Source organism: Microbulbifer sp. ABF4_107, assembly GCF_056312215.1.
In genome coordinates this window covers 3,519,297-3,543,801 of sequence record NZ_CM149983.1, presented here as the reverse complement: position 1 = coordinate 3,543,801, position 24,505 = coordinate 3,519,297, and the positions used below count along the sequence as shown (strand labels likewise).

General features: G+C 52.2%; 31 protein-coding genes. 22 read left to right on the top strand and 9 right to left on the bottom strand.

Features of this window, described 5'->3' with window-relative positions; translation table 11 throughout:
• Nucleotides 1-14: 14 nt before the first annotated feature.
• The 16 genes from hemW to ACYX4K_RS14370 all read left to right on the top strand — a co-directional run bounded on the left by hemW (nt 15) and on the right by ACYX4K_RS14370 (nt 11,967).
• Nucleotides 15-1,250, top strand: coding sequence for a radical SAM family heme chaperone HemW (hemW, locus tag ACYX4K_RS14445; protein ID WP_475091435.1), 1,236 nt, complete (start codon nt 15-17; stop codon nt 1,248-1,250).
• A gap of 245 nt (nt 1,251-1,495) precedes the next feature.
• Entirely contained in the window at nt 1,496-1,822 is a 327-nt protein-coding gene (gene trxA, locus ACYX4K_RS14440; RefSeq protein ID WP_475091436.1) for a thioredoxin TrxA, read from the top strand.
• Nucleotides 1,823-2,252: 430 nt separating this feature from the next.
• Complete coding sequence (gene rho, locus ACYX4K_RS14435; RefSeq protein ID WP_043319751.1) at nt 2,253-3,512, top strand: transcription termination factor Rho; 1,260 nt, start codon at nt 2,253-2,255, stop codon at nt 3,510-3,512.
• 296 nt (nt 3,513-3,808) lie between these two features.
• Nucleotides 3,809-4,078 carry an RNA recognition motif domain-containing protein gene (locus ACYX4K_RS14430; protein WP_010133764.1) on the top strand — a complete coding sequence of 90 codons (270 nt, stop codon included), beginning with the start codon at nt 3,809-3,811 and terminating at the stop codon, nt 4,076-4,078.
• Between the two features lie 153 nt (nt 4,079-4,231).
• The gene (gene ubiD / locus ACYX4K_RS14425; protein WP_475091437.1) at nt 4,232-5,695 is read left to right on the top strand and encodes a 4-hydroxy-3-polyprenylbenzoate decarboxylase; all 1,464 of its coding nucleotides are present in this window, start codon (nt 4,232-4,234) and stop codon (nt 5,693-5,695) included.
• A gap of 32 nt (nt 5,696-5,727) precedes the next feature.
• Nucleotides 5,728-6,123 (top strand): hypothetical protein, encoded by a 396-nt coding sequence (locus ACYX4K_RS14420; RefSeq protein WP_475091438.1) that lies wholly within the window; start codon nt 5,728-5,730, stop codon nt 6,121-6,123.
• Nucleotides 6,124-6,258: 135 nt separating this feature from the next.
• Nucleotides 6,259-6,753 carry a hypothetical protein gene (locus ACYX4K_RS14415; protein ID WP_475091439.1) on the top strand — a complete coding sequence of 165 codons (495 nt, stop codon included), beginning with the start codon at nt 6,259-6,261 and terminating at the stop codon, nt 6,751-6,753.
• Between the two features lie 128 nt (nt 6,754-6,881).
• Nucleotides 6,882-7,325, top strand: coding sequence for a hypothetical protein (locus ACYX4K_RS14410; protein WP_475091440.1), 444 nt, complete (start codon nt 6,882-6,884; stop codon nt 7,323-7,325).
• A gap of 74 nt (nt 7,326-7,399) precedes the next feature.
• The gene (locus ACYX4K_RS14405; protein ID WP_476178717.1) at nt 7,400-7,906 is read left to right on the top strand and encodes a hypothetical protein; all 507 of its coding nucleotides are present in this window, start codon (nt 7,400-7,402) and stop codon (nt 7,904-7,906) included.
• Between the two features lie 168 nt (nt 7,907-8,074).
• Nucleotides 8,075-8,509 carry a hypothetical protein gene (locus ACYX4K_RS14400; RefSeq protein WP_475091442.1) on the top strand — a complete coding sequence of 145 codons (435 nt, stop codon included), beginning with the start codon at nt 8,075-8,077 and terminating at the stop codon, nt 8,507-8,509.
• 121 nt (nt 8,510-8,630) lie between these two features.
• The gene (locus tag ACYX4K_RS14395; RefSeq protein ID WP_475091443.1) at nt 8,631-9,209 is read left to right on the top strand and encodes a hypothetical protein; all 579 of its coding nucleotides are present in this window, start codon (nt 8,631-8,633) and stop codon (nt 9,207-9,209) included.
• Nucleotides 9,210-9,336: 127 nt separating this feature from the next.
• Nucleotides 9,337-9,726 (top strand): hypothetical protein, encoded by a 390-nt coding sequence (locus ACYX4K_RS14390; protein WP_475091444.1) that lies wholly within the window; start codon nt 9,337-9,339, stop codon nt 9,724-9,726.
• A gap of 172 nt (nt 9,727-9,898) precedes the next feature.
• Complete coding sequence (locus ACYX4K_RS14385; protein ID WP_475091445.1) at nt 9,899-10,432, top strand: hypothetical protein; 534 nt, start codon at nt 9,899-9,901, stop codon at nt 10,430-10,432.
• Entirely contained in the window at nt 10,429-10,590 is a 162-nt protein-coding gene (locus tag ACYX4K_RS14380; RefSeq protein ID WP_475091446.1) for a hypothetical protein, read from the top strand. Before ACYX4K_RS14385 ends, ACYX4K_RS14380 begins: the two co-directional genes overlap by 4 nt.
• 137 nt (nt 10,591-10,727) lie before the next feature.
• The gene (locus tag ACYX4K_RS14375; RefSeq protein ID WP_475091447.1) at nt 10,728-11,357 is read left to right on the top strand and encodes a hypothetical protein; all 630 of its coding nucleotides are present in this window, start codon (nt 10,728-10,730) and stop codon (nt 11,355-11,357) included.
• 172 nt (nt 11,358-11,529) lie between these two features.
• A complete protein-coding gene (locus ACYX4K_RS14370) occupies nt 11,530-11,967 on the top strand; it encodes a hypothetical protein (protein ID WP_475091448.1) in 438 nt (145 codons plus the stop codon).
• 172 nt (nt 11,968-12,139) lie between these two features.
• On the opposite strand, the gene ACYX4K_RS14365 is transcribed toward ACYX4K_RS14370, so the two are convergent.
• Complete coding sequence (locus tag ACYX4K_RS14365) at nt 12,140-12,997, bottom strand: IS3 family transposase (RefSeq protein ID WP_475091449.1); 858 nt, start codon at nt 12,995-12,997, stop codon at nt 12,140-12,142.
• Nucleotides 12,994-13,302, bottom strand: a complete 309-nt coding sequence (locus ACYX4K_RS14360) for a transposase (protein WP_475091450.1) — start codon at nt 13,300-13,302, stop codon at nt 12,994-12,996. Before ACYX4K_RS14360 ends, ACYX4K_RS14365 begins: the two co-directional genes overlap by 4 nt.
• 83 nt (nt 13,303-13,385) lie before the next feature.
• On the opposite strand from ACYX4K_RS14360, the gene ACYX4K_RS14355 reads away from it, so the two are divergent.
• The 5 genes from ACYX4K_RS14355 to ACYX4K_RS14335 all read left to right on the top strand — a co-directional run bounded on the left by ACYX4K_RS14355 (nt 13,386) and on the right by ACYX4K_RS14335 (nt 16,837).
• Complete coding sequence (locus ACYX4K_RS14355; protein ID WP_475091451.1) at nt 13,386-14,003, top strand: DUF6630 family protein; 618 nt, start codon at nt 13,386-13,388, stop codon at nt 14,001-14,003.
• A gap of 170 nt (nt 14,004-14,173) precedes the next feature.
• Nucleotides 14,174-14,635, top strand: a complete 462-nt coding sequence (locus tag ACYX4K_RS14350; RefSeq protein ID WP_475091452.1) for a hypothetical protein — start codon at nt 14,174-14,176, stop codon at nt 14,633-14,635.
• Between the two features lie 124 nt (nt 14,636-14,759).
• On the top strand, nt 14,760-15,203 hold the full coding sequence (locus ACYX4K_RS14345; protein ID WP_475091453.1) for a hypothetical protein: 444 nt from the start codon (nt 14,760-14,762) through the stop codon (nt 15,201-15,203).
• A gap of 94 nt (nt 15,204-15,297) precedes the next feature.
• Nucleotides 15,298-16,104, top strand: coding sequence for a hypothetical protein (locus ACYX4K_RS14340; RefSeq protein ID WP_475091454.1), 807 nt, complete (start codon nt 15,298-15,300; stop codon nt 16,102-16,104).
• A 220-nt stretch (nt 16,105-16,324) separates the two neighbouring features.
• Nucleotides 16,325-16,837, top strand: a complete 513-nt coding sequence (locus ACYX4K_RS14335; RefSeq protein WP_475091455.1) for a YybH family protein — start codon at nt 16,325-16,327, stop codon at nt 16,835-16,837.
• A 63-nt stretch (nt 16,838-16,900) separates the two neighbouring features.
• Here the strand turns inward: ACYX4K_RS14335 and ACYX4K_RS14330 are convergent, their stop codons facing one another.
• Nucleotides 16,901-17,962, bottom strand: coding sequence for a hypothetical protein (locus tag ACYX4K_RS14330; RefSeq protein ID WP_475091456.1), 1,062 nt, complete (start codon nt 17,960-17,962; stop codon nt 16,901-16,903).
• A gap of 390 nt (nt 17,963-18,352) precedes the next feature.
• Between ACYX4K_RS14330 and ACYX4K_RS14325 the strand changes: the two genes are divergently transcribed.
• Nucleotides 18,353-18,529, top strand: a complete 177-nt coding sequence (locus ACYX4K_RS14325) for a PLDc N-terminal domain-containing protein (protein WP_475091457.1) — start codon at nt 18,353-18,355, stop codon at nt 18,527-18,529.
• A gap of 58 nt (nt 18,530-18,587) precedes the next feature.
• Here the strand turns inward: ACYX4K_RS14325 and ACYX4K_RS14320 are convergent, their stop codons facing one another.
• From ACYX4K_RS14320 to ACYX4K_RS14295, 6 genes are all read right to left on the bottom strand, one after another.
• Nucleotides 18,588-19,841 carry a heme biosynthesis HemY N-terminal domain-containing protein gene (locus ACYX4K_RS14320; RefSeq protein WP_475091458.1) on the bottom strand — a complete coding sequence of 418 codons (1,254 nt, stop codon included), beginning with the start codon at nt 19,839-19,841 and terminating at the stop codon, nt 18,588-18,590.
• On the bottom strand, nt 19,838-21,406 hold the full coding sequence (locus ACYX4K_RS14315) for a uroporphyrinogen-III C-methyltransferase (protein ID WP_475091459.1): 1,569 nt from the start codon (nt 21,404-21,406) through the stop codon (nt 19,838-19,840). Before ACYX4K_RS14315 ends, ACYX4K_RS14320 begins: the two co-directional genes overlap by 4 nt.
• Before the next feature lie 174 nt (nt 21,407-21,580).
• Nucleotides 21,581-22,387, bottom strand: coding sequence for a uroporphyrinogen-III synthase (locus tag ACYX4K_RS14310; RefSeq protein ID WP_475091460.1), 807 nt, complete (start codon nt 22,385-22,387; stop codon nt 21,581-21,583).
• Nucleotides 22,388-22,435: 48 nt separating this feature from the next.
• Nucleotides 22,436-23,389 (bottom strand): hydroxymethylbilane synthase, encoded by a 954-nt coding sequence (gene hemC / locus ACYX4K_RS14305; protein WP_475091461.1) that lies wholly within the window; start codon nt 23,387-23,389, stop codon nt 22,436-22,438.
• A gap of 86 nt (nt 23,390-23,475) precedes the next feature.
• Nucleotides 23,476-23,901, bottom strand: a complete 426-nt coding sequence (gene ruvX, locus ACYX4K_RS14300; protein ID WP_475091462.1) for a Holliday junction resolvase RuvX — start codon at nt 23,899-23,901, stop codon at nt 23,476-23,478.
• Complete coding sequence (locus ACYX4K_RS14295; protein WP_475091463.1) at nt 23,901-24,494, bottom strand: YqgE/AlgH family protein; 594 nt, start codon at nt 24,492-24,494, stop codon at nt 23,901-23,903. Before ACYX4K_RS14295 ends, ruvX begins: the two co-directional genes overlap by 1 nt.
• Nucleotides 24,495-24,505 lie beyond the last annotated feature (11 nt).

Here is a 24,505-nt window from a genome sequence, read left to right as displayed (position 1 = left end):
CCCCTCTCCCGCAAATGCAATTACCCCCCCTGAGCCTGTACGTGCACATCCCCTGGTGCGTTCGCAAATGCCCCTACTGCGATTTCAACTCACACCAGATCGCCGCGGGCGCTCACGAGGTCGCCACCGGCGCGATCGAGCATGCCAAGGGGGCGGCTGCCGGTGACCGGCATTTGCCGGAAGCCGAGTACGTCGATCAGCTCGAGCGGGATCTGCGCAGCCAGTTGCCGTGGATTCAGGGGCGCAAACTGGGCTCTATCTTTTTCGGCGGCGGTACGCCGAGCCTGTTTTCACCGCTCGCTATTGGGCGGATTCTGGATCTGGCGGAATCCCTGGTGGGGTTTGAAGAGGGGATAGAAATCACTCTCGAGGCCAATCCGGGTACCTTCGAGCAGGCCAAGTTCGCTGGCTATCACAGCGCCGGGGTCAATCGCCTGTCGATTGGCGTGCAGAGCTTCGACCCGCTGCAGCTGCAGAACCTGGGCCGGATCCATAGCGGTGACGAGGCGCAGATCGCCGCCAGCCAGGCGCGGGCGGCGGGCTTCGACAATATCAATATCGATCTGATGCACGGACTGCCGGGGCAGAGTGAGCGGGATGCCCTGAGGGATCTTCAGCAGGCGGTAGACCTCGGGGTCGAGCATATCTCCTGGTACCAGCTCACCATCGAGCCCAATACTGCGTTCTATTCCGCACCGCCGGTGACGCCGGGCTCCGAGCAGATTGCCGCTATACAGCGGGCGGGGCGGGCCTACCTGGCCAGCGAGGGCTATCAGCGCTATGAAGTGTCCGCCTATGGTCGCGCCGGACTCGCCTCCCGTCACAACCTGAATTACTGGTCGTTTGCCGACTATATCGGCATCGGCGCCGGTGCCCACGGCAAGTTCACGCTTCCCGAGTCCGGCCGTATTCTGCGTACCCAGCGCACCCGCGCGCCCAAACACTATCTGGCCCTTGGTTGCGAGACCGGAGAGGGTGGAATCGAGTTTCCCCAGCCAAAAACCAAAGAAGTGCCTACAAAGGAGCGCCCGCTGGAGTTCCTGATGAACGCCCTGCGCCTGGAGGACGGGGTGCCGTCAGAGACATATCCCGGCTACACGGGGTTATCCCTGGAGAGTCTGGGCCGGGAATGGCGTCACCTGGAAGCCATGGACCTGGTACTCCCGCTTGGCCCTTCCATCGCCACGACGGCTCTCGGATATGACTATGTGGACGATATTCTGCAGCGCTTTCTGCCAGAGGAGGATTAGGCTGGCGCCGACCCCTTGAAATGGCGCCCGGGGCCCTCATATAGGGCGCAATGCCAATCTGTTGTAATGACGCGCCCGTACAATGGGACGAATTGCCAGTGGCAACGAGACCATTTGCCTTGCGAGGCCTGCGGGCGGTACTTATGATGACTTCCGGCGCGGCCGCTTCATGTCTGCCGGCGCAGTCTGTCATCTCTGCCGGCACAGCCGCTGGGCCCAAAGAAACCGAATCACAGGAAAGCACTATGAGCGCGAACATCGTCAACGTAACCGATGCAGAATTTGAAGCCGAAGTACTCAAGGCGGACGGTCCGGTACTGGTGGACTTCTGGGCACAATGGTGTGGCCCCTGCAAGATGATCGCTCCTGTTCTGGAAGATCTGGCGGGCCACTACGGCGAAAAGCTGAAGATCGTTAAAGTCGACGTGGATGCCAACAAGGAAGCTGCAGCCAAGTACAACGTGCGCGGTATTCCGACCCTGCTGCTGTTCAAGGGCGGCAATGTGGAAGGTACCAAAGTCGGCGCACTGTCTCGCGCCCAGCTGACCGAATTCATCGACAGCCAGATCTGATCTCCGCGAGTGGGGCGCCAATGCGCCCCACCTGCCGTTTTAAGGGCCGGAATGTATAAGAATTAGGCCTTGCAGGATGTCGAACTGCGGTTATACTGCCTAGTAATCAAATTAACTGTTCAGTCCAGACCTGAGCCAAGTCGCCAACCCCGCTGCTGACGCAGCCTCTCCGGCGCAAACTCCTCAAGTTGAACGATTCCCCTCCTGGCACTTCTGCCGCATCCGGTGTGCCCTTGTGAGCGGTCATTCGTATTTAGCGAGTCGTTGAATTCGTGACGAGTCGTTTAATCTGTGAAGAGTTGCGTGCGGTCAGTCAAATCGTCGGCATGTCGAACCGGGCAATATCACCATCGAAACTTCAACTCCCTCCGCAGAATCGTCCGGCGCGTCCGCGCCAACCGACAGAAGAAACCGTAATAAAGCAATTGGTATGAACCTTTCTGAATTAAAAACCAAACCCATTGAAGAGCTGATCGAAATTGCCAAGGGCATGGGGCTCGAAAACCTCGCCCGTTCGCGCAAGCAGGACATCATTTTCAATATCCTGAAGCGCCACGCCAAAAGCGGCGAAGACATCTATGGCGAAGGTGTATTGGAAATCCTTCAGGATGGCTTTGGTTTCCTGCGGTCTGCGGACTCCTCCTATCTGGCCGGCCCCGATGATATCTACGTATCCCCCAGCCAGATTCGACGCTTTAACCTGCGTACCGGCGACTCCATTTCCGGCAAGATTCGCCCCCCCAAAGAAGGTGAACGCTACTTTGCCCTGCTGAAAGTCAGCGAGATCAACTTCGACAAGCCGGAAAACGCCCGTAACAAGATTCTTTTCGAAAACCTCACCCCGCTGTTCCCCAACGACCGCCTTGGTCTGGAATGTGGTAACGGCTCCTCCGAAGACCTCATCGGCCGTATCATTGACCTGGTTGCCCCCATCGGCAAAGGCCAGCGTGGATTGATCGTCGCACCGCCCAAGGCCGGTAAAACCATCATGTTGCAGAACATGGCCCAGGCCATCACCCGCAACAACCCCGAGTGCCACCTGATCGTACTGCTGATCGACGAGCGCCCGGAAGAGGTTACCGAGATGCAGCGCTCCGTGCGTGGTGAAGTGGTTGCGTCCACCTTTGACGAGCCGCCGGCGCGTCACGTACAGGTTGCAGAAATGGTGATTGAAAAGGCCAAGCGCCTGGTCGAACACAAAAAAGACGTGGTGATCCTGCTGGACTCTATTACCCGTCTGGCACGTGCGTACAACACCACCGTGCCGAGCTCCGGTAAAGTGCTCACCGGTGGTGTGGATGCTCACGCTCTGGAGCGCCCCAAGCGCTTCTTTGGTGCAGCGCGAAATATTGAAGAAGGCGGCAGCCTTTCCATCATCGCTACCGCATTGGTTGATACCGGGTCGAAGATGGATGAAGTGATCTTCGAAGAGTTCAAGGGCACCGGTAACATGGAGCTGCAGCTGGACCGCAAGATCGCTGAAAAACGTGTATATCCCGCAATCAATGTGCGCCGTTCCGGCACCCGCCGCGAAGAGCTGCTGATGCCAGAAGGCGAACTGCAGCGCGTATGGATCCTGCGCAAGCTCTTGCACGATATGGAAGACCTCGCCGCCACCGAATTCCTGATCGACAAGCTCAAGGACTTCAAAACCAACGACGAATTCTTCCTGTCCATGAAACGGAAATAATTCCGATACAGAATAAAGGCCTGCGCAATATGCAGGCCTTTTTTGCATGGAATGGACAATTTTTGCAATGCGATAAAACAGGCGTGAAATTACGCCGAATTCAGTTGAAAAGGCATTGCGATAGGCATATAAAGGCCATCAATAAAGTGTTGAGTAGTATTTCAACACTACCCGAATTGATCCCGCGCGGCTGGGAAGTCGAGCGACTCTGGATCAATCTCAAATGGTGAACTCGGTGGAGCTGGTTGCCATTTGTGAATTGCTCGACAGCCCACTGACTCTAGTGAGACTTTTTTGTGAATATCTATATCGGAAATCTGGCCTACGGCGTAACCTCTGACGAACTGCACGAAGCATTTGGTGCGTTCGGTGAAATCTCCCGGGCTACTGTAATCACTGACCGGGAAACTGGCCGTTCTAAAGGTTTTGGTTTCGTAGAAATGCCGAACGACGACGAAGCGCGTAAGGCTATCGAAGAAATGAATGATCAGCCGCTGTCTGGCCGTAACATCCGTGTTAACGAAGCCAAGCCGCGCGAAGACCGTCCGCGTCGCCCCCGCTTCTAAGATCTCTTAGAAGTTCGGCAGCCCGCAGCTCAACCGCTGCGGGTTGTTCCCCACCTCCCTCCGCTTTCTACGGCGCCTGATACCAGCACGGCGTTATTTTTTTCTCTGTCTGTTTTACACTGGCCGCTGCCTACAGTCATCGACCGGTAAAACATGAAATACAAAGACCTGCGCGACTTTATCCAGTTACTGGAAAAGCGCGGCCTTCTCAAGCGAATCAAACACCCTGTCAGTCCCGTGCTGGAAATGACAGAAATTGCCGACCGCGTTCTGCGTGCCGGTGGCCCGGCCCTTCTGTTTGAAAACCCCACCGGCTACGACACCCCGGTCCTTGCCAACCTGTTTGGCACACCTGAGCGTGTTGCCCTCGGAATGGGCAAAGAATCCGTTAGTGAATTGCGTCAGGTCGGTGAGCTCCTCGCCTTCCTGAAGGAGCCGCAACCCCCGGAAGGCTTCAAAGACGCCTGGCAAAAGCTCCCCATCTTCAAGCAGGTCATGAACATGGGGCCCAAGGTGGTGAGCAAGGCCGACTCCCAGCAATTTGAAATCGACACCGCCGATATCGATCTCACCAGGTTGCCGATACAGACCTGTTGGCCCGGGGATGCCGCGCCTCTGGTCACCTGGCCCCTGGTGATTACCCGAGGCCCTGAAAAGAAGCGCCAGAACCTCGGTATCTATCGCATGCAGCTGATCGGTAAAAACCGCCTGATCATGCGCTGGCTCTCCCACCGCGGGGGCGCGCTGGATTTCAGAGAGTGGCAACAACAGTTCCCCGGCGAGCCCTTCCCGGTCGCCGTCGCGTTGGGTGCGGACCCTGCGACCATCCTCGGGGCGGTCACCCCGGTGCCGGATACGCTGTCTGAGTACGCCTTCGCCGGACTGCTGCGCGGTAGCAAGACAGAAGTCGCCGAAGCCAAACTGAGTAACCTGCAGGTGCCTGCAAGCGCCGAATATGTACTCGAAGGCTATATCTACCCAGAGGATATGGCTGACGAAGGCCCCTATGGGGATCACACCGGTTACTACAACGAAGTCGATCGCTTCCCTGTATTTACCGTGGAAAAGATCACCCACCGCAAAGACCCCATCTATCACAGCACCTACACCGGCCGACCACCAGATGAGCCCGCCGTACTGGGTGAAGCGCTAAACGAAGTATTTGTACCAATCCTGCGGAAGCAGTTTCCCGAAATCGTGGATTTCTATCTTCCGCCAGAAGGGTGCTCCTACCGGCTCGCCGTGGTCACCATGAAAAAGCAATACGCCGGCCACGCCAAGCGCGTAATGATGGGCGTCTGGTCTTTCCTGCGCCAATTCATGTATACCAAGTTTGTCATTGTTACCGACGATGACGTGAATGCTCGAGACTGGAATGATGTTATTTGGGCCATGACTACCAGGATGGATCCAGCCAGAGATACTGTCATGGTAGAAAATACACCCATCGATTACCTGGATTTTGCATCTCCGGTATCCGGTCTCGGCTCGAAAATCGGCTTCGACGCGACCAACAAATGGGAAGGTGAGACAACCAGAGAGTGGGGGCGCCCCATCGTAAAAGATCCGGAAGTCACTAAGAAAGTTGACGATATCTGGAGTGAGCTGGGCCTTTAAGTAACTGACAATGAAAACGCCAGGGAGGGCGTATGGAAATAATAAAAACAATCAAACCGGGCGATGATGGCAGCAAACGCTATCACGACAAATACGGCGAACAGCTGTGCGCCGTACGGTATCGGCGATCGCCGTGCAAGAAAACCGTATATACCACGGTAGAAATCATCGTCGCGCAGCGCGAGGCCTACCAAAAAAACCAATCGAAACGCGTCGACACAACCCACCCCGTACATACCAGCGAGTGGGTGGCGGTAAAAGTTGCCTACGATGAGGCTGAGCTGCGCGCCGCCGTCCGGAGAATGGGCGGCCGATGGAGCAACCGCGCGAAAGCCTGGGTGGTAAAACGTAGCATGGCGATACGTCGAAATATAAGCCATCGGATCGTCGAAGGCCTGATTGACGAATGCCTAGATATAGACATATAAACCTGTAAAGGACATGCCTAGATATAGACATAATGGGCATATATAGACATGTCATGCCTATATGTAGCCATTATGGCTATATCTGGGGCTTTTGAATAAAACTGTTAGTGTCTAGAAGGGAATCTGGTAACTATTATGCTTAGAGTATTGTTTTTATCATTATTTTCATTCGGAATGGCCTGCTGTGCTTCGCCGATCAATGAGAAATTTGTACCTATTTCATTGGCAATTAACGAGTTCGGTAGAAAGTACACAGCCAACTTTGTGGCTGATACAGAGGGCAGGTATATTGTAGCTATCGAGTACGAGACTACGAAAGAAAATAGACAAAGATTGCTTTGTCAGTTCAACGGGAAAGGCGGTCCTAGGTTTCCTGCTTGCGAGGAAAATTTATCGAAAGTCAAATTTACGTATCGAATAGTCAAAGAAGGCCATGGGGTTGTAGAAAAGCTAGATCGAGACTATTTGCCTGATGCATTTTTTGCGGCCGAATCTGCAGGCGCTCTTATAAGTTATCTTCCAGCAATGCCTGGCGAAAAATTTTCGGTAACTGTAAGTATTGATTCAGGAAATCAGTCAATTTTGAGTGCTAAACCAAAATTAATCATATGGTCCCCGCCAACACACTAACAATCAGCGGCAGAGCGACAGCCAACGCTACGCACCTTTTGTGTTACTCGCTGGCGCTCAAACATTAACACAAAAGGTGCTCCGCGCTGGCTGCGCCTGCGCTGGGCGTTATGTGGAAATCGCAGTAAATGGATATTTTTAAGGCATTAGAAGAGTTTAAGAAAGAAATTGGGCGGCGAGGTCACTCGCAAAATATCGTTTGGCTCCAGGCGTCACAAATTTGGCTTTCGAAGAAAAATTTATATGTTTTTATACCATCTGGATTTCCATATGAATTTCACATTGAAAGAGCATATAAAAATTGTGAAGGGGATCTAGAGTGTGGCGCCACTCTAATGCTTGTGTGTGAAAAAGAGGGTATCAGCTACTGTACGTTGCTAATGGATTCATTCGGATCTGATGCCGACGTAGAATTTGAAGCGGATAATTTCTATCTATGGTGTACTGCTTACGTAGAAAATTTCGAGCCAGTATACTCATCGTGGCGGTGGTTCTGGCTCACTAAGATACGCAAAAACTATCAGTTAAGCAGCTTGGATTATGCGTTTTCGCTCCGGCAAGCAATCACATAACAAGCAGCGGCAGAGCGACAGCCAACGCTACGCACCTTTTGTGTTACTCGCTGTCGCTCAAACATTAACACAAAATGCGCTCCGCGCTGGCTGCGCCTGCGCTGAGCGTTAAGTTTTACACCATGAACAACTACGGAATTGAAGCTGACTACTATTTATACGGAATTGAGCTCGGTATTCTCGATTTCGAGTTGGCTATTTCATGGGCTTACAAAATCATAGAGAAAGAAAGTCAACCTGCAGCGGAAATTATCGAGGTCGCGTTGAGTAAACCTAGAGGCCGTAATGGTGTCATGGAGTCGCTAAAAGAAGTCGAAGGTAAGCGCGATCCCCAGAAATCAGGATTCATGCTTCTATCAATACTATTGGAACGTCTTGAAAGAGGTGCGCCTCTGAAATCTGTTGCTAAAAAAGCTTTAGATGTAGCGTGGGCAACCCAAATTCCAGAAGATCTTCGTTGTAAGTTTGATTTTATTGATGATGAAATTTCTCTAGTTGAGCAAGGCATCTATGGTGATATAGGCCAGAGCTATAGAGAGTTAAAAGACCTGCTTCAGCAATGCCAGCCCTCAAAAACTTAACAAACGCAAGCAGTATGCTACGGCCCTTCGGCCCTTCGCGGGACGCCCAACGCTATGCACATTTTGTGCGGGTCGCTGCGCTCCCATTTTCGCAGAAAACGTGCATAGCGTTGGTCGCCCCTGTTGCGGGCGTTATGCATCAGTGTTACCCACAGAAAGTAGTTAATAATGAGAAAAGTTGAAGATTACACAATTCAGGAATTGCAAGAAGCAGTCATGGGGGTAGATCAGGATAAAAATCCTGAAAAGTATGCTGAACTACAAGCAGAAATCTCGCGAAAGAGAGCCCAAGTCAAGGAGCTAAACAGCAAGATCTTTGAATTGTATGGTTCAAGCTCCATAAGCAAATCCGATGGCGAGAGCGTAAATCAATTCACGTTTAAACGCTGCTTCCTGGCCTGTCTCTGTAGTATCGGCGTATTTTGGATTCTCATGGGCCTTTTAGGAATACTTGGTCTAGGTACTGTCACCTCGAATGGTGAGCAAGTACACGGTATGAAAGCACTAGTCACGGCAGTATTCGGGGGAGCTATGAGTTCTCTAATTATTGCTTTTATGGTTTGGGTGGGAGAAAAAGTACTCCGGCTCTTCGAAAATGCATAACAATCAGCGGCAGAGCGACAGCCAACACTACGCGCCATTTGTGTTACTCGCTGTCGCTCAAACATTAACACAAATGGCGCTCCGCGTTGGCTGCGCCTGCGCTGGGCGTTAGGTTTCCGTAATGGCAACAGATGGATTTGTTTTACTTTTTTGGATTCCGGTACTTGTAATATCTGGATTCCTTTGCGTTGCATACTATTTTTCTAGAAAAGATCGTGAATTTTCTACGTCCTTCAGTAAATTTAGTGGGCGCAGAGTTATCCTTGGTATTTTTGGCTCCCTCCTAGCGGCAGCTATCTATGCATTGATCAATGCTGTCCAAATCGGCTTCGGAAAAATCGATCAGGGAATATTTACATTTCAAGAGATGCTGATTCATATTCCAGGTTACTTTATCTACTTATATGTTTTGCTTACTCCATTCATACTCCTGGGCGTGGGCATCATAGGTGTTCCTTCAATTTTAATCTTAAACCAATTTCGTCTCGCTTCGTTTTTTGGAGTCGCTCTCGTTTGTCTGCTAATTTCAATACTCTGGGGTCTGAAAGTATATTATTTCCCTTACAATAATTGGTGCCATGCTAACCCATTTGCCTGTTTTAGAAGTAATTTTTCATATATGATTTTCGCCTGCATTATTATAGGTGGTGGTTTTTCACTCGGTGCAAGGTTACCGTTGTGGCGTAACTCCGGTGAGTAAAAACCTAACAAACAGCGGCAGAGCGACAGCCAACGCTACGCACCTTTTGTGTTACTCGCTGTCGCTCAAACATTAACACAAAAGGCGCTCCGCGCTAGCTGCGCCTGCGCTGGGCGTTAGTGTAAGCATGAAAAAAATACTGATATTGGCACTACTATCTTTAGCTTCTGGAAAGGCTCTTGCGGATTGCTCTTTTGAATTGAAAAAGGACAGTTACAAACCAGAAGTTGCAGCCAGTCTGGCTGAGAAGGCGTTTAAAGAGAATAATGTTTACTTCATCGCAGTAGCGGATGGAATTGGCCCTTCTCGCCCAGGCTTCGATATTCCATTTACTTCATGTATTTTTAAAAATACTAAATGGGAGATGCTTTGGGTTGGAGCTGATTCTGAGTACTGCGTTAACCATGAAGCTCTCAGAGCGCAGGCCAAAAGCTATGCTCAAAAATTCAACAACACCATGGTGCAATTAGCAAGTATCCAACTTCGTAAAATGTGCCCCGAGCTCCGTAAACACTAACAATCGCAGGCAGTTCGCTCCGGGCCTGCGGCCCTCCGCGGGACAGCTTACTTTGGCCACTTTATTGCGCGGTCGCTGCGCTCCCATTTTTGCGCAATAAAGCGCCCAAAGTAAGCTGCCCCTGCTGGCGGCGTTAACCTATGAATCAATCCAGCATATTTAAGGAGAAAAAATGCAACCGTCACACAAGGAAACGTTAGAGCGGTATGACGTGTTTCGAGCGCAGGCAAGAGACATCGCAAAAGAGAGCTTGCCCTCAAATTTGAAGGGAGTTCTTAATATCGAGGGTATTGATCATAAGGCGTTGAACGCTTTTCAAGCCTGGAAAGATGTGGACGAGAGGAAAGTATCTTGGGACTGGGCGTTCTCTCGAAGCTACAAAGTTTTCTATCCAAAGTCATTTGATATGTCGGTGTGGCTAGGGAATACCCTTTGCTCTATGTCTCTCGGGCGCCCTACATTTAGAGGCACTGAAATGCGATTGGATTTCATAGAGCGAGCCCCGAAAAATTGTCCGCATGCTGGTGAGATGTTCAATATATCTTTGCTGGCTTATGAAATTTATGGTGATCTGATTGGCGCTAAAAAGATCCGGATCATGGAGCCAATGAATGAAAAACTCATCAAATACTACATGTCGCACGGCGGTTTCAAGTTAGTGGGGCCAAAGAAGGGTAATCCACATTACCTGGTGAGAGATTTATGAACGATAAAGAAAGATACGAGAAGGCTAAGAGAAAAGCCGAAGAGAGAGCAAGAGAGCTATTCAAGCCTCTTCCTGAAGATGTCAAGGAAGAGCTTGAGAAAGATAGCACCCTTGGTTCCCCAGAAAATCTCATTGATCGTAGTGACGAGCAAGAATAGGTTAACAATCAGCGGCAGAGCGACAGCCAACACTACGCACCTTTTGTGTTACTCGCTGGCGCTCAAACATTAACACAAAAGCTGCTCCGCGCTGGCTGCGCCTGCGCTGGGCGTTATGTGTTCAATCAGGGAAAAATATGAGTAAATTTTTAGATCGACATCTTTGGAAAATATTTCTGCCTTTGCTTCTTTTTCCGCTGGTAATGTCAATGATCGGTAGTTCCTTTGAGTTCTCGCTTACGTCTGAATTCGCAGATAAAGTTTTCTTTCTGCTAGCGATTGTCTATGGCGTAGTCACATTTTCAATTGTATTTTATGCGTTAGCTGTTTATGCACCGAAACATTACCGAAGTTCAAGAAAAAAGGGGGCCAAAAAACAGGGACCTTTTGGTATCATGTTTTTGTCATTTATGTTGGCCGCGTTTTGTGGTTTCTATTTTTATCAATCCCAAATCACTCTGATTGGTGCAATTTATTCTGATTTTGTTGGCGTAAAAGAAGTGAAGTTCGCTGACCTTAAGCTCGTCCATAGAGTTGGAAAGAAAAAAGCACGGCTAGACTGTGCGTATAGATATGAAGGGCCCGACTATTTAAGTAGAGTGTCTTCAGAATTTCCAGGTGATTTTCGCGTATGTGCTGGCAATGATATGCCGCCACAAAGCACAGTAAAGTATAAATTCGAGGTTTTAACTACCAATATCGGTTATCGAATAATTTCGGCAGAGCCGTGCATTGTTAGCAGCCCGGGTGACATTACTTGCGCCTAAACACACATAACAAACGCAAGCAGGATGCTACGGCCCTTCGGTCCTCCGCGGGACGCCCAACACTATGCACATTTTGTGCGGGTCGCTGCGCTCCCAGTTTCGCACAAAACGTGCATAGCATTGGTCGCCCCTGTTGCGGGCGTTAACCATAGAAATACGAGAAATAAAAGAAGTGGAAAATAAAATAAGTAAGAAAAATATTATTCTTATCGCCGTGGCTGCTTCATTAGGTTCAGTCTTGGGAGGGCTCGCAGTCCAAGAGCTGTTTTCCGAGAAATTGGATCCGAATGATCGCCTGAAAAAAGTCGCGGAAGAAGCAAACAAGCTGTTGCCCATGACTTTAGATTCTGAAACGCGTTTAGATAGCACCATTGGCTTTAATAATACATTTACATATATCTATACGCTTACAAATTATACATTTGATGAAATTAATGCGACCGCCCTAGAGGAGAGCCTTGCTCAAAAGGTGCGGAATAATTACTGCACATCTTCAGATATGAAGCAGTTCTTGGAGCATGGTGTTACTGTAAATTTCCGGTATCTAGGCAAGGAAGGGAAGCAGATAATTAGTCTTTCTCACCAGCCGTCAGATTGCGAAAATGGTTAACAAGGCGAGGCAGTTCGTTCCGGCCCTTCGGGCCTCCACCGGACAGCTTACTTTGCCCACTTTATTGCGCGGTCGCTTCGCTCCCATTTTCGCGCAATAAAGCGCACAAAGTAAGCTGCCGCTGCTCGCGGCGTTACGTGATGGTCTTACCCACGATAAGTAGACACCCTAACTATGCGCGTTTGCGCTCAAAATCCGCCGGACTGACATGACCAATAGCGGAGTGCCTACGTACTCGGTTATAGAACACTTCGATGTACTCGAAGATTCCGCTTTTTGCGTCCTCGATACTCTCGTACTGCTCTGCGTATATTAGCTCGACTTTCAGTCGACTAAAAAACGATTCCATCGCCGCATTATCCCAGCAGTTTCCCTTTCTGCTCATACTGGGTCTGCAATCATTCTTTTCGATAAAATAACGATAATCTCGTGCGCGATATTGCACACCTCGATCTGAGTGGATAACCAGACCTGGCCGAATCTCTCGACGCTGAAAAGCCATCTTCAGCGCGTCAGTTACCAGTTGTTCAGTCATGCTCGTATCCAGGGCCCACCCTACAATCGCCCTCGAATAGAGATCCATCACCGTGGCCAGGTATAGCCAACGATCACGCACCCAGATATACGTGATGTCGGTGGTCCACTTCTCGTTCGGCTTCTCGGCGACAAACTGGCGACTCAGCAGATTCTCAGCCACGTTGCTCATAGCCTCTGCAGGCGGGCTGTACTTGAAGCCCTTCCCATTACGGGCCCGTATCCCTCTCGAACGCATGATTTTCGCCACAAAATTGACGCTACACTGGATACCCGCTGCATTGAGCTCATCAGCGATCCTAGGAGCCCCATAGCGGGCTTTAAACGCTGCATAGGTTTCAATAACTTGGGCTTCCAGTCGCTCTCGACGGCAAGCTGAAGCGCATTTCGGACGCTTTTCCCATTTATAGTATCCAGCCGTGGATACTTTCATCAGACGGCACATCATCGTCAGCGGGAAATCTTCCCGGCACTGCTCGATCAGTGCGTACTTCACTCTTGGTTTTTCGCGAAGTACGCCGTCGCCTTTTTTAAAAACTCGACCTCCTTCCGGAGCGTTTCATTCTCGCGTCTCAGCTTCCGTACTGACTCACTCTCTTTTTTGGAATAATCTACTCCGTCCAGTGAGTTGAATTGTTTATCAGAGAGGCGATGGAGCTGGCGCCGCCAGTTATAGATTTGCCCCGGGTGAATTCCTAGCTCACGCGCGACCTCAGCGGCCGTTACGCCCTCTTGATCACTACGACGAACCGCCTCCCGGCGGAACTCTTCCGTATATGCTGCAACCTTCTTCTTACCCATGATACACCTCCGTGTTAGGCCGAAACCTAACTATACAGGGTGTCTACTTTCTGTGGGTAACACTGGTGAGTATGGAGTTTTAAATGAAGTTAATATTAATAATTATAATTTCGGCAATTTCAGTCTACGCATTTGCCAAGAATGGAAAAAAGGGCAGTCACAACCTGGAGGAAGACTTGAAGAGTTCCTACTTGCATATGGCCAGGGGAATTTCGAATGGCGATCCTAAAGTCGAGTCTGAAATATCGTTATACTTTGATTCAAAAGATAAGTATTTCTCAAAGTTTGAAGGTGAATTATATGAGAGAGGTATAGAGTCTGCTAGTGATATTGAGGATGTGATTGTTCTAATAAACGCGCTCGTTAATGCAAAAAGTATAGTTTATCGAGATGTTTCTTCAGAGCTCAAAGAAACTTTGATGTCATTGAATTCGTTGACTAAAAATGAACTTTCAAAAAATGAGTGCTTTCAATCTCTACTTGAATTCTCTCAATCTGCCAAGTATGGATTGGGGACATATCTACAGCAAAAGGGGCACGGCCCATCAATTTCTGCGTGTATCGAGCAATCTGGATTTGCACTCCGAGGTATAGATGAAGGGTCGGATTCGTACTCACTTGTAGTAATTCGCAAGGAAAAGGTAGAGTCCTTGGAGTTGGCGGCACAAAAGTCCGGGGTGAGAATCCAGACTTTCCTATGATTCACGTAACAAGCAGCGGCAGAGCGACAGCCAACACTACGCGCCTTTTGTGTTACTCGCTGTCGCTCAAACATTAGCACAAAAGGCGCTCCGCGTTGGCTGCGCCTGCGCTGGGCGTTAGGGTGCAGAGTTACCCGGAAGTCGATTGTACAGAAGTTGAGATTTAAGATATGAAGAAGAAAGAATTCAAGCTGTTATCGCCTGGAAATTCCGGGAATAAGGCTGCAAATCGAGATCTTGCTATGCAATTTTTTCTGAATTGGATAGATGGCTCGAAGAAAATTGATTCTAAGACAATCGAGACTTCAGAGTACGGCACTTGTCACGTATCAGCATATACGGATCCAAAAGGCGCAATGGTATCTAGTGGTCCTGGAAAACCTGACCAAGTCTTCAACCCCGAAAGCTGTATTCCGCATAGCCGAGATCACTGGCTCATGTTGAGAGAGGTTGGCGACGGACGAGTGTTCCTTTTTATCTGTAAGCCCAAGGATCTTTTTGAGCGAAGAACAATTGGAGCTAATGGTGTAACGTGGACAGATGTAATGTCGTGTGCGGTTGTAAAAAAGGCACTAAAAGTTGCTGAGGTAGTCGAGGCGCTGCCAGAGACATTCGCGGCCCCAACACCCTAACAATCAGCGGCAGAGCGACAGCCAACGCTACGCACCTTTTGTGTTACTCGCTGGCGCTCAAACATTAACAGAAAAGGTGCTCCGCGCTGGCTGCGCCTGCGCTGGGCGTTAACTCTACAAGCACATGAATCTGATTATTGAGAAAACCGACCAAGTAAAATACTTCACTAATATGCTGGAGGTATTTTCCGCACTAAGGATTCGATGTGCTGACTACGACTGGTATGTCAGTGATTTGGAAACAAATGGGCATCAGATTGATGAAGGGTGGCATAGCGGCAGTGCAATTGAGTCTTTGATTCAGAGTAATGAAATCCAATTTATCTGGGCTGTATTCTCTGCCTTTCCAGTTGGAACTAGGTTTGAAGTAAAAGAGGCCCCCTATATCTATGATAACCCCGATTATTGGAATGGCTCGAATCCAGGTCCGCAGCTAAACGAGGCGCTTTTCGAAATTGGCTGCTGGGATAGTAGTGCCACTATTCTGATTGGTATATCACCAGAGCTGGCAAGTAATTTTAAATCCGCTTACTCCGACACAACAGAGTTAGAGCATGCGGCAAGGTAAAGAGTTAACAAGCAGCGGCAGAGCGACAGCCAACACTACGCGCCTTTTGTGTTACTCGCTGTCGCTCAAACATTAACACAAAAGGCGCTCCGCGTTGGCTGGCCTGCGCTGGGCGTTACATGCAAAGAAGCATATGAGCTCTACATTGAGAACAATTGGGATCGTTGGGATACTTCTATTCGGTTTCCTATTTTCTGGAACGTTTTTGTCGCCGGAGAAAATTGAAAGTTCAGCTAAAGGTTTTGTTAGGTACCAAATTGAAAATGAAATTCGTGAAAATCAGAAAAAACTTAATGAATCATCAGTGACGAAGTCGGCACTGAAAGCTGCTAAAAGACTGGGGCTGGAAAGGGAGCAGCTTCAATCTAGTTTAGAGAATGAACTTCCCGAAAAAATTGCAAGCGTAATCGCTTCCATGTGTGGTTATGATTGCGAAAAGAAGAGGGTGATAGCAAAATCAATAGCTTCCAGCTATGTAGATCGAATTAAAAGTATCAAAGTTGCCGAGAATACTTTGGCTTCTGTAGTTAAAGGGAAGTATCTTGAGATTATAGGTAACCTGAAACTTGATCTTAGAATATTCCTTGGTTCAAATTTTTTAATGTTTTTACTTTTGCTGGCTGTATCATTCGCAAAGCCAAGTTCGATGCAGCATTTATTCTTGCCCGGAATATTGCTTGTGCTGGCAGCCACAGCATCTTCTTTAATCTACATTCTTGGCCAGGATTGGTTCTATACAATCTTGTACAACGACTATATGGGTTTTGGCTACTTAATTTATGTAGCTGTTATTTTTTCACTTTTAATGGATGTAGTATTGAACAAGGGTAGGGTCACAACTGAGATTATTAATGGTATCGCCAACGCTGTCGGTTCAGCATTCTCGGTGGTCCCGTGCTAGAAGCATGTAACAAGCAGCGGCAGAGCGACAGCCAACGCTACGCACATTTTGTGTTACTCGCTGTCGCTCAAACATTAACACAAAATGTGCTCCGCGCTGGCTGCGCCTGCGCTGGGCGTTAACCGGCATCAACTACGTACGGATCTCGTTGATAAATTTCAGAAGACGGAGTGTCTGAATTGAATAAATATAATTTTTTGGTTAATCGGACTTGTAAATAATGAAAAGGTTATTGGTCGTATTTTTTCTGTCGGCTTCATTTTCTGTAAGTGCTGAGTATTATCCGGTAATGGATCACAGAACCTTCGGCGCACCGGCGTCAGCAGAAGATAAGGCGGCGATTGATCAGTTGATGGATGATTTGTGGTCCGCCTGGTCTGAACATGATGCTGTTACGTTTGCGAAGCTGCATTCGGCGGATGCAGAGTGGACCAATGCGTTTGGGCGCACTTTTATCGGCTCTCAGGCGTTGGAAGAGTTTTTGGCACAGAGGCTGTTTGTCGGATTTTCCATGGATATCGCTGAGGGCGAAGCGGCTTCCTGCAGTGAGGTGTCGCGTCGATACATAGGTGCAGATTCCGTGGTGATTACCGGTAGAACGGAAAGTAACCGGGGCTCTTCCGTCGGCTCGTCAAATCGTAAAATTGGTTTTACGTTCGTTCTGGGGAAAATAGACGGTGAGTGGAAGGTGGTCAATCAGGTGATCACCGATATTCGAGAGCGGCGCGGCTGATGTAGGTAGCCGTAATTGACGATCAACACAGGGCGCCTCTGGCGCCCATTGTTGTTTTAAAAATCAGAAATTCAGCATTCGTGCTCTACGCTGGGTTTGTGCGCGCAGGCTGTCGGGGACATGCCAGGTCATGAATTCCTTAATCGCGTTACTCAGCTGGTTCGGGTTTACATGTACCTCTTCAAAGTAGCGGTTGTAGATCGCGTCGGGCCTGTTTTCATCGAGGAAGAGTTGAGCAAAGCGGGAGAACTGTTGTTTGATCTCTGGCGTAATATCGATATTGCCGTAAGCGCCATAAGTGGTCTCTGTTGGGCGCTGTGCGAGTGCGATCAATTTCTCCCGTACTTCGCGGTTGGTTTTCGTTGTCCATTCACCGGTTCTGCTCATGGAGAGTACATTGAGCATATCGCGCACGGTGCAGGTGGCTTTTGCGCTTCGCACGGCTTTCAGACTGCTGGCTGTTGTTGCTCCATCGCGGCGACGTGCACCGAGTTGTTTCAGGAACGCCTTATAAGAGTTGCTGAAGTTTTCTGCACCGCGCGCAATGATTGGAGAGTTTCCGCCGGTCAACTGATGGAGATCTTCGTTGGCTCGAAGGCCCTCCCCGGTTTTGCGTTTGTGATTCCAACTCTGTAGGTGGGGGATGATCCCAGATAGCCCCGTGGTGTGCCCTTCGGCTTTCAGCATTAAATACGTACGGTCATTTGTTTGCTGCCATTGCACCAGAAGCTCGCGGTATCCCACCAGAAAGTTCCAGCCTTCGTGTGCTGATCTGCCGGACTTGCTGAGGTGGCTACTTTTGCGTGTGGGCAGCTTTTCAAAACCCGCGCGAACTTTGTTGGCTTCGCTTGAGGTCATACGAATGAAGTAAGTGCCCTTTTCCATGGGTTTGTAGATCCAGCATGCAATATAGAGTGCGTGGAAATCTACCGCGGACCAGTTATTTGCGATGTTGCCTTTGGCATTCCAGGTATTGTGGATATCGTGCTGTTGACCAAAGTGCTGGTCGAAGTAGCCACAAAAATCGCCGTAACTCTGGAAGTTGGGGCTGAAGATTCGCGAGCTGTGATTGCCCTCGATCAGGGCGTAGAGAAACTGACTGATTTCCGTTGGTGAATTAGGCATGGGCCGTCCTTGAGCTGAGTCTGGTTAGAATCGAGTAGCGGGTGAGTATTGTTTGCTATGTTGCAGGTGGTACCAGCGTGCCGCTTGCGATGGCTTCCCGCATGGTGCTTTCTGGTAATTTGTTCCGAAAAATTAACCCCGGTAGGAATTTATGTCTAGCTGAAACTACCGGTGAGAATGGATATCGCGATAATAGTTTCTGTACGAGCGTACTAGCTGGTGCGAGCCCGTCGTGATTGGGCGCAGGCGGTTCAGCGGTGATTTGCGCTGGCGTTCTTGCATTCGCATTCACTTTCGATAGGCGAGTGAGCGCGCAGGCGCGATTCTATACTCTGATTTCTATTGTGATTTGGGTGACACACCCTGAACTACTTTTGGGAGGAGTCTGAAATGGAAGGTGTTTTAGGGCTTATTATTCTGATTGCTGATATCTACGCGATCATCAAAATTTTGCAGAGCTCAGCCAGTGGGCTCAAGAAGTTGGTTTGGGTACTGGTGGTGCTGATTCTGCCGGTAATCGGGTTGATCGCCTGGTTTCTTGCGGGTCCGGGCGGCAAGTCTGGCTGAGGGCAGATTCGTTTGCTTGAAAGCTTTTGGTTACACAGGAATTGCGGGCCCTGATTGATCAGGATGCCCGCGTGGTTAGTGTGCCGCTTTGTTGCCCGGGTAGTGGCAGCTGCGGTAGCGATGAAACCGCTTGTAACAGTCCCTGTTCATAAAGCCGTGCGGCCTGTTCTTTTTCTCCGAGTGCGAAGAGCAGGCGTGCCAGTTCTGCAGAGGTGACGGGGTCTGAACGGAGCAGCAGGCTCTTTTCAAAGTGCTGCCGCGCTTTGCCCCAGATCTCGTTGCGCAGGCAGAGCCTGCCGAGGCAAGTCAGCAGGTCAGCATTTTCCCCGTATTCTTTTTGCCAGCCGTCCGCAACGGAAAGTTGCTGACCGGCATCCGCGCCGGTGAGATGGCCATACAGGCGCACTGTGTCGGCGCGCCACTCGCGATTTAATATCCAGCGCAGATGCTTCTCTGCTTCCAGGTCATCGCCGACTTGATGCAGCATTTCTCCGTACAGGTTGCGCAGTTCGATATTGCGTTGCCAGCGTCCGTTCAGGCTTTGCCAGGTTTCCCGCAGTTTCTGTTTGTCTTTGCGGCTCGCCGCATCGCGCAACAGATTTTGATATACCTCGAGCTCCAGCTGCTGTAACTGGGATTCCGGCATTGTGCCGTGCTTCTCGAGACGCGGGAGGAGCTCGCGCAGTCCATGCCACTCGCCGATATGGTAGTAAGCCTGGCGCAGCAGCTGTAACAGGGCGGGGTGATTGGGCTCTTCCTGCATGGCGCGTTGCAGGCTGGCGATACACTGTTCGTAGTGTTTATCCAGTAATTGCATGCGCGCCTGACTGATGGCGACGGCCAGCTGCGTGTCATCACCGGTTGCTTCTGCCTTGGCCAGGAGCTCATTGGCTTCATCCCGGTAGCCCAGCTCGAAAGCGCTGCGTGCGGCGGCGAGGTAATTGATGATGGGTGCGTCGGAACGCGCGGCGCTTTTGAGAAGCAGACGCCGGGCCCGGGCCCAGTTGCCCTCCATATATTCCACCAGCCCGTTGGTCAGGCGCCGGCGCGCCATGCGGCTGCGGCCAAATCGGATACGGCTGACGCTGCCGCCAATGGCGCGGGCAAGACTGCGCAGAAGCCAAATGAGCAGGAACAGTGTGAGAATGCCGAGGGCCAGGCCGCCAACGGCAACCCAGAGGTTCATTTCAATGCGTTTGCCACTGTCTCCGCCGACCATCAACAACAGGTAGCCAGGGTAGGACCGCATGGCTTCCGCCAACAGGGCACCGCCCAGCAGCAATACCAGAGTAAAAAAGAGGAAGCGTTTCACCAGTTGCTACCTCCGGTCTCGTCGCCGCTCGTCTGCCCAGACGACACTTTGTGCATCTTATCGATAAAGTTGCGCAGTGCGCTTTGCGAGGCACTGAGGTCGGGCAGTTCCGCTTTGACTTTTGCCTGACCGAGCGCGTCCAGCTCTCGCAGGATGACCTGGCGCTGTTGATTTTCCACTCCGTAGTCGAGCATCAGCTGGCGGGCGTGGTTGATGGCATCTTTATACACGGTGTCATCTGCGCGCAGTACGGCGAGCTCAGCCTGTTCCATGTTAAGGCGCAGGCTCTGGCGGAAGCGGGTTTCGCTTTGTGGTGACAGCAGGATGGGATCCACTTCGCCATCGCGGATACGCACGGATCCCTTGATGAAATTGACGAAGTTTTGCCAGCTGGAGCGGAAATGTGCTTCGCCAGTATCGGTGTTTTCGGCCTGGTTTTCGGCCGCGGCAGCATCCCGCTTGGCGAGGTCAAACTGGGGTTGAATATTGAGCTTTACCATCTGCTCTTCCAGTGCACGCAGGCGCAGGTAGAGTCCCTCGCGATCTACAGTTTCTGCCAGTTTGAGTGCGGTGATATCACGAGCGATCTGCTGGCGCACACCGTAGAGATCTGGCATATCCACGTTGCGAATTATCTTGTCGACCTCTTGCAGTAGACCGAGGGCGGCGCGGTTGTCCTGTTCGAGCATCAGGCGCTGGTTGGCCAGGCGCAGCAGGTAGTCGGCCTCCGCCAGTTGCCAGTCTTCACGGCTGGCGTTGCCCAGTTGGCTAAGGCGGTTGCCCTGGGCGGTTACATTGCGTTGCAGGCCGGCGATCTGTTGCTGCAACTGCGCAATGGTCTGGTTGAGCTGTTCCACGGTTTGGTTCTGAGTGGCCAGCTGTTGCCGCAGATTGTTGATCTGCTCCAGGTTCTGGTGCTGCGGCGGAACCGGAGAGGTGGCGGATGGCTGGCTCGGCTGCGACGCGTCCGGTTGCAGCATCGGCTGCTCCGGTACCGGTGTTGGTGATTGGGTATTGAATGCGCTGCCGCTTTCGGTGCTGTCCGGTGTGGCCGCCGTATTATCCGAGTCCGCTGTGCTATTGCTGGCAGTGGAGGGCGTGCTGCCGTTGCTTTCCTGCGGGTTGCTGGTGCTATCGCTCGATATACCGGCGGTGGAACTCGCAATGTCACCAGTGCGGTGAGCTCCAGCCCGGCTGCCAGAGGAAAAATGCTGGCCGACGAGGGGAAGCTCCTGCAGGCGTGTATTCACTTCAGTGCGTACCGTGGGAATGAAGTACCAGGCGGCAACCGCGAGTGCGACCAATGCGATCAGTAACAGCCAGAACCAGAGCCAGCCGCGGCTCTTTTTGGCTGTGTTTTTCTTGCTGAGCGCGCTCTTTGCGCCGGCGGCCGCTGTGTTGGCGCTGGCTTTTCCCTTGGCTTTATCGCTGCCCGGACGACTTTCTGCGGCCTTGGCAAAGTTACTTTTGGGCTCCGCTTTTTCGGTCACCATCGGCACGTCTTTATGTTCGTCATTTTTGGGGCCGTCGGGGTTGGAGGAAGCTGGGGCTTTTTTATCGCTCATGGGCTCGCTTGCTCAGGGTGAGTGCGTTTGGGGGCATGGACCACTAGCGGTAGTCAGGTCAATCGCGGGTGCGGCTACCGATAGAAAATTTGTCGCCAAATTATAGCGACTGCAGCCGCTCTTTATACGAAGTCTGGCGCGGAAATAAAATTTTTTACTGCTGCGGGCGAGATTTCAGCAATCGTGGGCGGATAGTGCATCCTGCAGTGCTGCGAGCATGGCCGTGTCCCCGGCATTGGTTGCGGCAAAAACATCTTTGAAGCCAAGGGCGCGGGCGCGATCGGCGACGCGCTGGCTGGGCAGGATCACCGGTTGGGCCATCAGTGCGCTGCGCTGACCGGGGGCGAGGGGCGTCAGAGCCGTGTGGAAGTTCTCCAGTGTCTCTCCGCTGTGCAGGGTGATTGCGTCGGGGACTTGCCGGTAACCCTGCAGTTGTTGCCCGGCCTGTGCGGGCAGCAGGCGCTGATAAAGCTCACAGTAATCGAGGCGTGCGCCGCGCTCTGCGAGTGTGTTGCCGATCAGCGGTCGGCCGCCCTGACCACGAAAAATAATCACTCGCTCTCCTTGAGGGTGCTGCAAGGAGGGAAGGGAGAGCAGGGCCTCGGAATCCATGGTGTCGCCGGCACAGGCTTCGGGTTCGGCCCCGCGTTGGCGAATGGCGCGGGCGGTGGCAGCGCCAATGGCGTAATAGCGGGGGCCTTGTGGCAGTTGCGGCCAGTAGTCATCCAGCCAGTCGAAGCCGAACTGAACGGCGTTCTGGGATACAAAAATGGCGTGTTCGAACTGGTCGAAGTGCATGACGAGACTTTTCACCGCCTGTTTTGCCGCTGGCTCCTGTACCGGGGCAATTTCCAGTAGCGGAATGCTGTCCACCCGCGCCCCCTGTGCTTCCAGCACCTGGCGCCAGCCTGCGCTTTGGTGGTCGGGGCGGGTAATCAGAATGCGCCGGCCGGCCAGTGCGGAAGACAGGAGCTTATTCATAAGTAGGCTGCTCGAAAGGCGGGCGGAAGGCCCGATCACGAATCCGGTTTAGATGGCCGCGAGAATCTTGTCGGCACCGGCCTGCAGGAGTTGCTCCGCCAGGCGGATGCCGAGCGCTTCGGCTTCCTCGATACTGCCGTGCACCTCGGCGCTCAGCATGGTTTCGCCATCGGGACTGCCCACCAGACCGCGCAGATAGAGCTGGGTTTTTGCATCGTCATTGAAGATTGCGTAGCAACCGATGGGGACCTGGCAGCCGCCGTTCAGTCGACGCACCAGGGCGCGCTCGGCAATCAGCCGGTGACTGGTCTCGGTGTGGTGCAGGGGAGCAAGCAGGGCTTCCAGCGCGGGATCGCGACGGCACTCGATACCCACGGCGCCCTGTCCGCCCGCCGGCAACAGGACTTCCGGTGCGATAAAGTCGGCGATGCGCTCGCGCATTTCCAGGCGCAGCAGGCCGGCGGCGGCGAGGATGATCGCGTCGTACTCACCGGCGTCCATTTTCGCCAGTCGGGTGTTCACGTTGCCGCGCAGGAATTTCACTTCCAGGTCCGGGCGAACCGCCAGTAACTGGCACTGACGACGCAGGCTGGACGTGCCCACAACGGCGCCCTCTGGCAGGGCCTCAATGGAGGCGTACTGATTGCTCACAAAGGCATCGCGCGGGTCTTCCCGCTCGCAGATGACCGGCAGGTGCAGGCCTTCCGGGAATTCCATGGGTACATCTTTCATGGAGTGCACGGCGATATCCGCACGGCCTTCCAGCATCGCCTTTTCCAGTTCCTTAACGAACAGACCTTTACCGCCCACCTTGTTCAGGGGGATGTCCAGCAGCTGATCACCGCGGCTGGTCAGCGGTAGCAGTTCCACGGTGAGGCTCGGGTGGTGCAGCTCGAGTTGTTGCTTGACGAAGTTGGCCTGCCACAGGGCGAGGGCGCTCTCACGGGTAGCGATGCGGATGGTGGTAATCGGTGCGTCGGTGGTATTGGAAGTTAGGGACATGTGAGGAACGGGACCAGCTTGAATTTCGCGCAAGTCTACCAGTTTGCCCGGCGGATTAGCGAACGCTGTACTTTTGCCCTGGCGGACTATTGACCCGAATAGCCGCGCAGCCAGTCCTCGAGAAAGATGCGTGCGGCAATGGAGTCCACCGGCTGACTGGCGTAGTTGCCGCGGTGCCCGCGTTCACGGGCCTCGTCTTTGGCGGCGCGCGTGCTGAGGCGCTCGTCCGCGTACTCCACCGGCAAGCCCAGGCGGCCGTGCAGTCGCTGGCCGAACTTGCGCGCGCGGGCGCCGAATTCGCTTTCACTGCCGTCCATGTTCAGCGGCAGCCCCACCACCAGTACCTTGGGTTTCCATTCATCAATGATGCGCTGCACTCTGTTCCAGTCCGGTTTGCCGTCTTTTGCCGGTAACGGATCCAGTTCGCGGGCACTACCGGTCAGGCTCTGGCCGTAGGCGAGCCCGATGGATGAGGTGCCGAAGTCGAAGGCGAGTGCGGTGACAGCACTCATTACGCGTGTCCCGACTGGGACCCGATCCCGCTCAGGTCGATGCCGTGGCGGGCAGCTGCAGATTGCCAGCGGTTTTCCCAGGGGGTGGCAAACAGGATTTCCGGCTCCGCCGGCAATGTGAGCCAGGCATTTTCCGCAATCTCTTGCTCCAGTTGTCCCGGCCCCCAGCCGGCATAGCCCAGGGCCAGCAGTACGTCGTCGGGGCCGCGGCCGGCGGCCAGGGACTCGATAATGTCTTTGGAGGCGGTGAGGCTGATGTCTCCTGAGACCTCGGCGGTGGAGGCGAACTGCATGCCGCGGCCGTGCAGTACAAAGCCCTGCTCCTGGGCCACGGGCCCGCCGATCAGTACCGGCTCCTCTCCGCGCAGGCTGGCGTCATCGAGCTCCAGTTGGGTGAAGACCTCTTTCCAGGTCACCTGACTGGGAGCGTTGATGACTACGCCCATGGTGCCATCGGCACTGTGTTCGCAGATAAACGTGACCGCGTGAACGAAGCGCGGATCCTGCATACCGGGCATGGCGATCAGGAGTTGGCCGCGCAAGCTGTTGTGGGTCAGGTCGCTATCGATTTGGGAGGGGCTGTTTGATTGCATGGCTGTAGTTT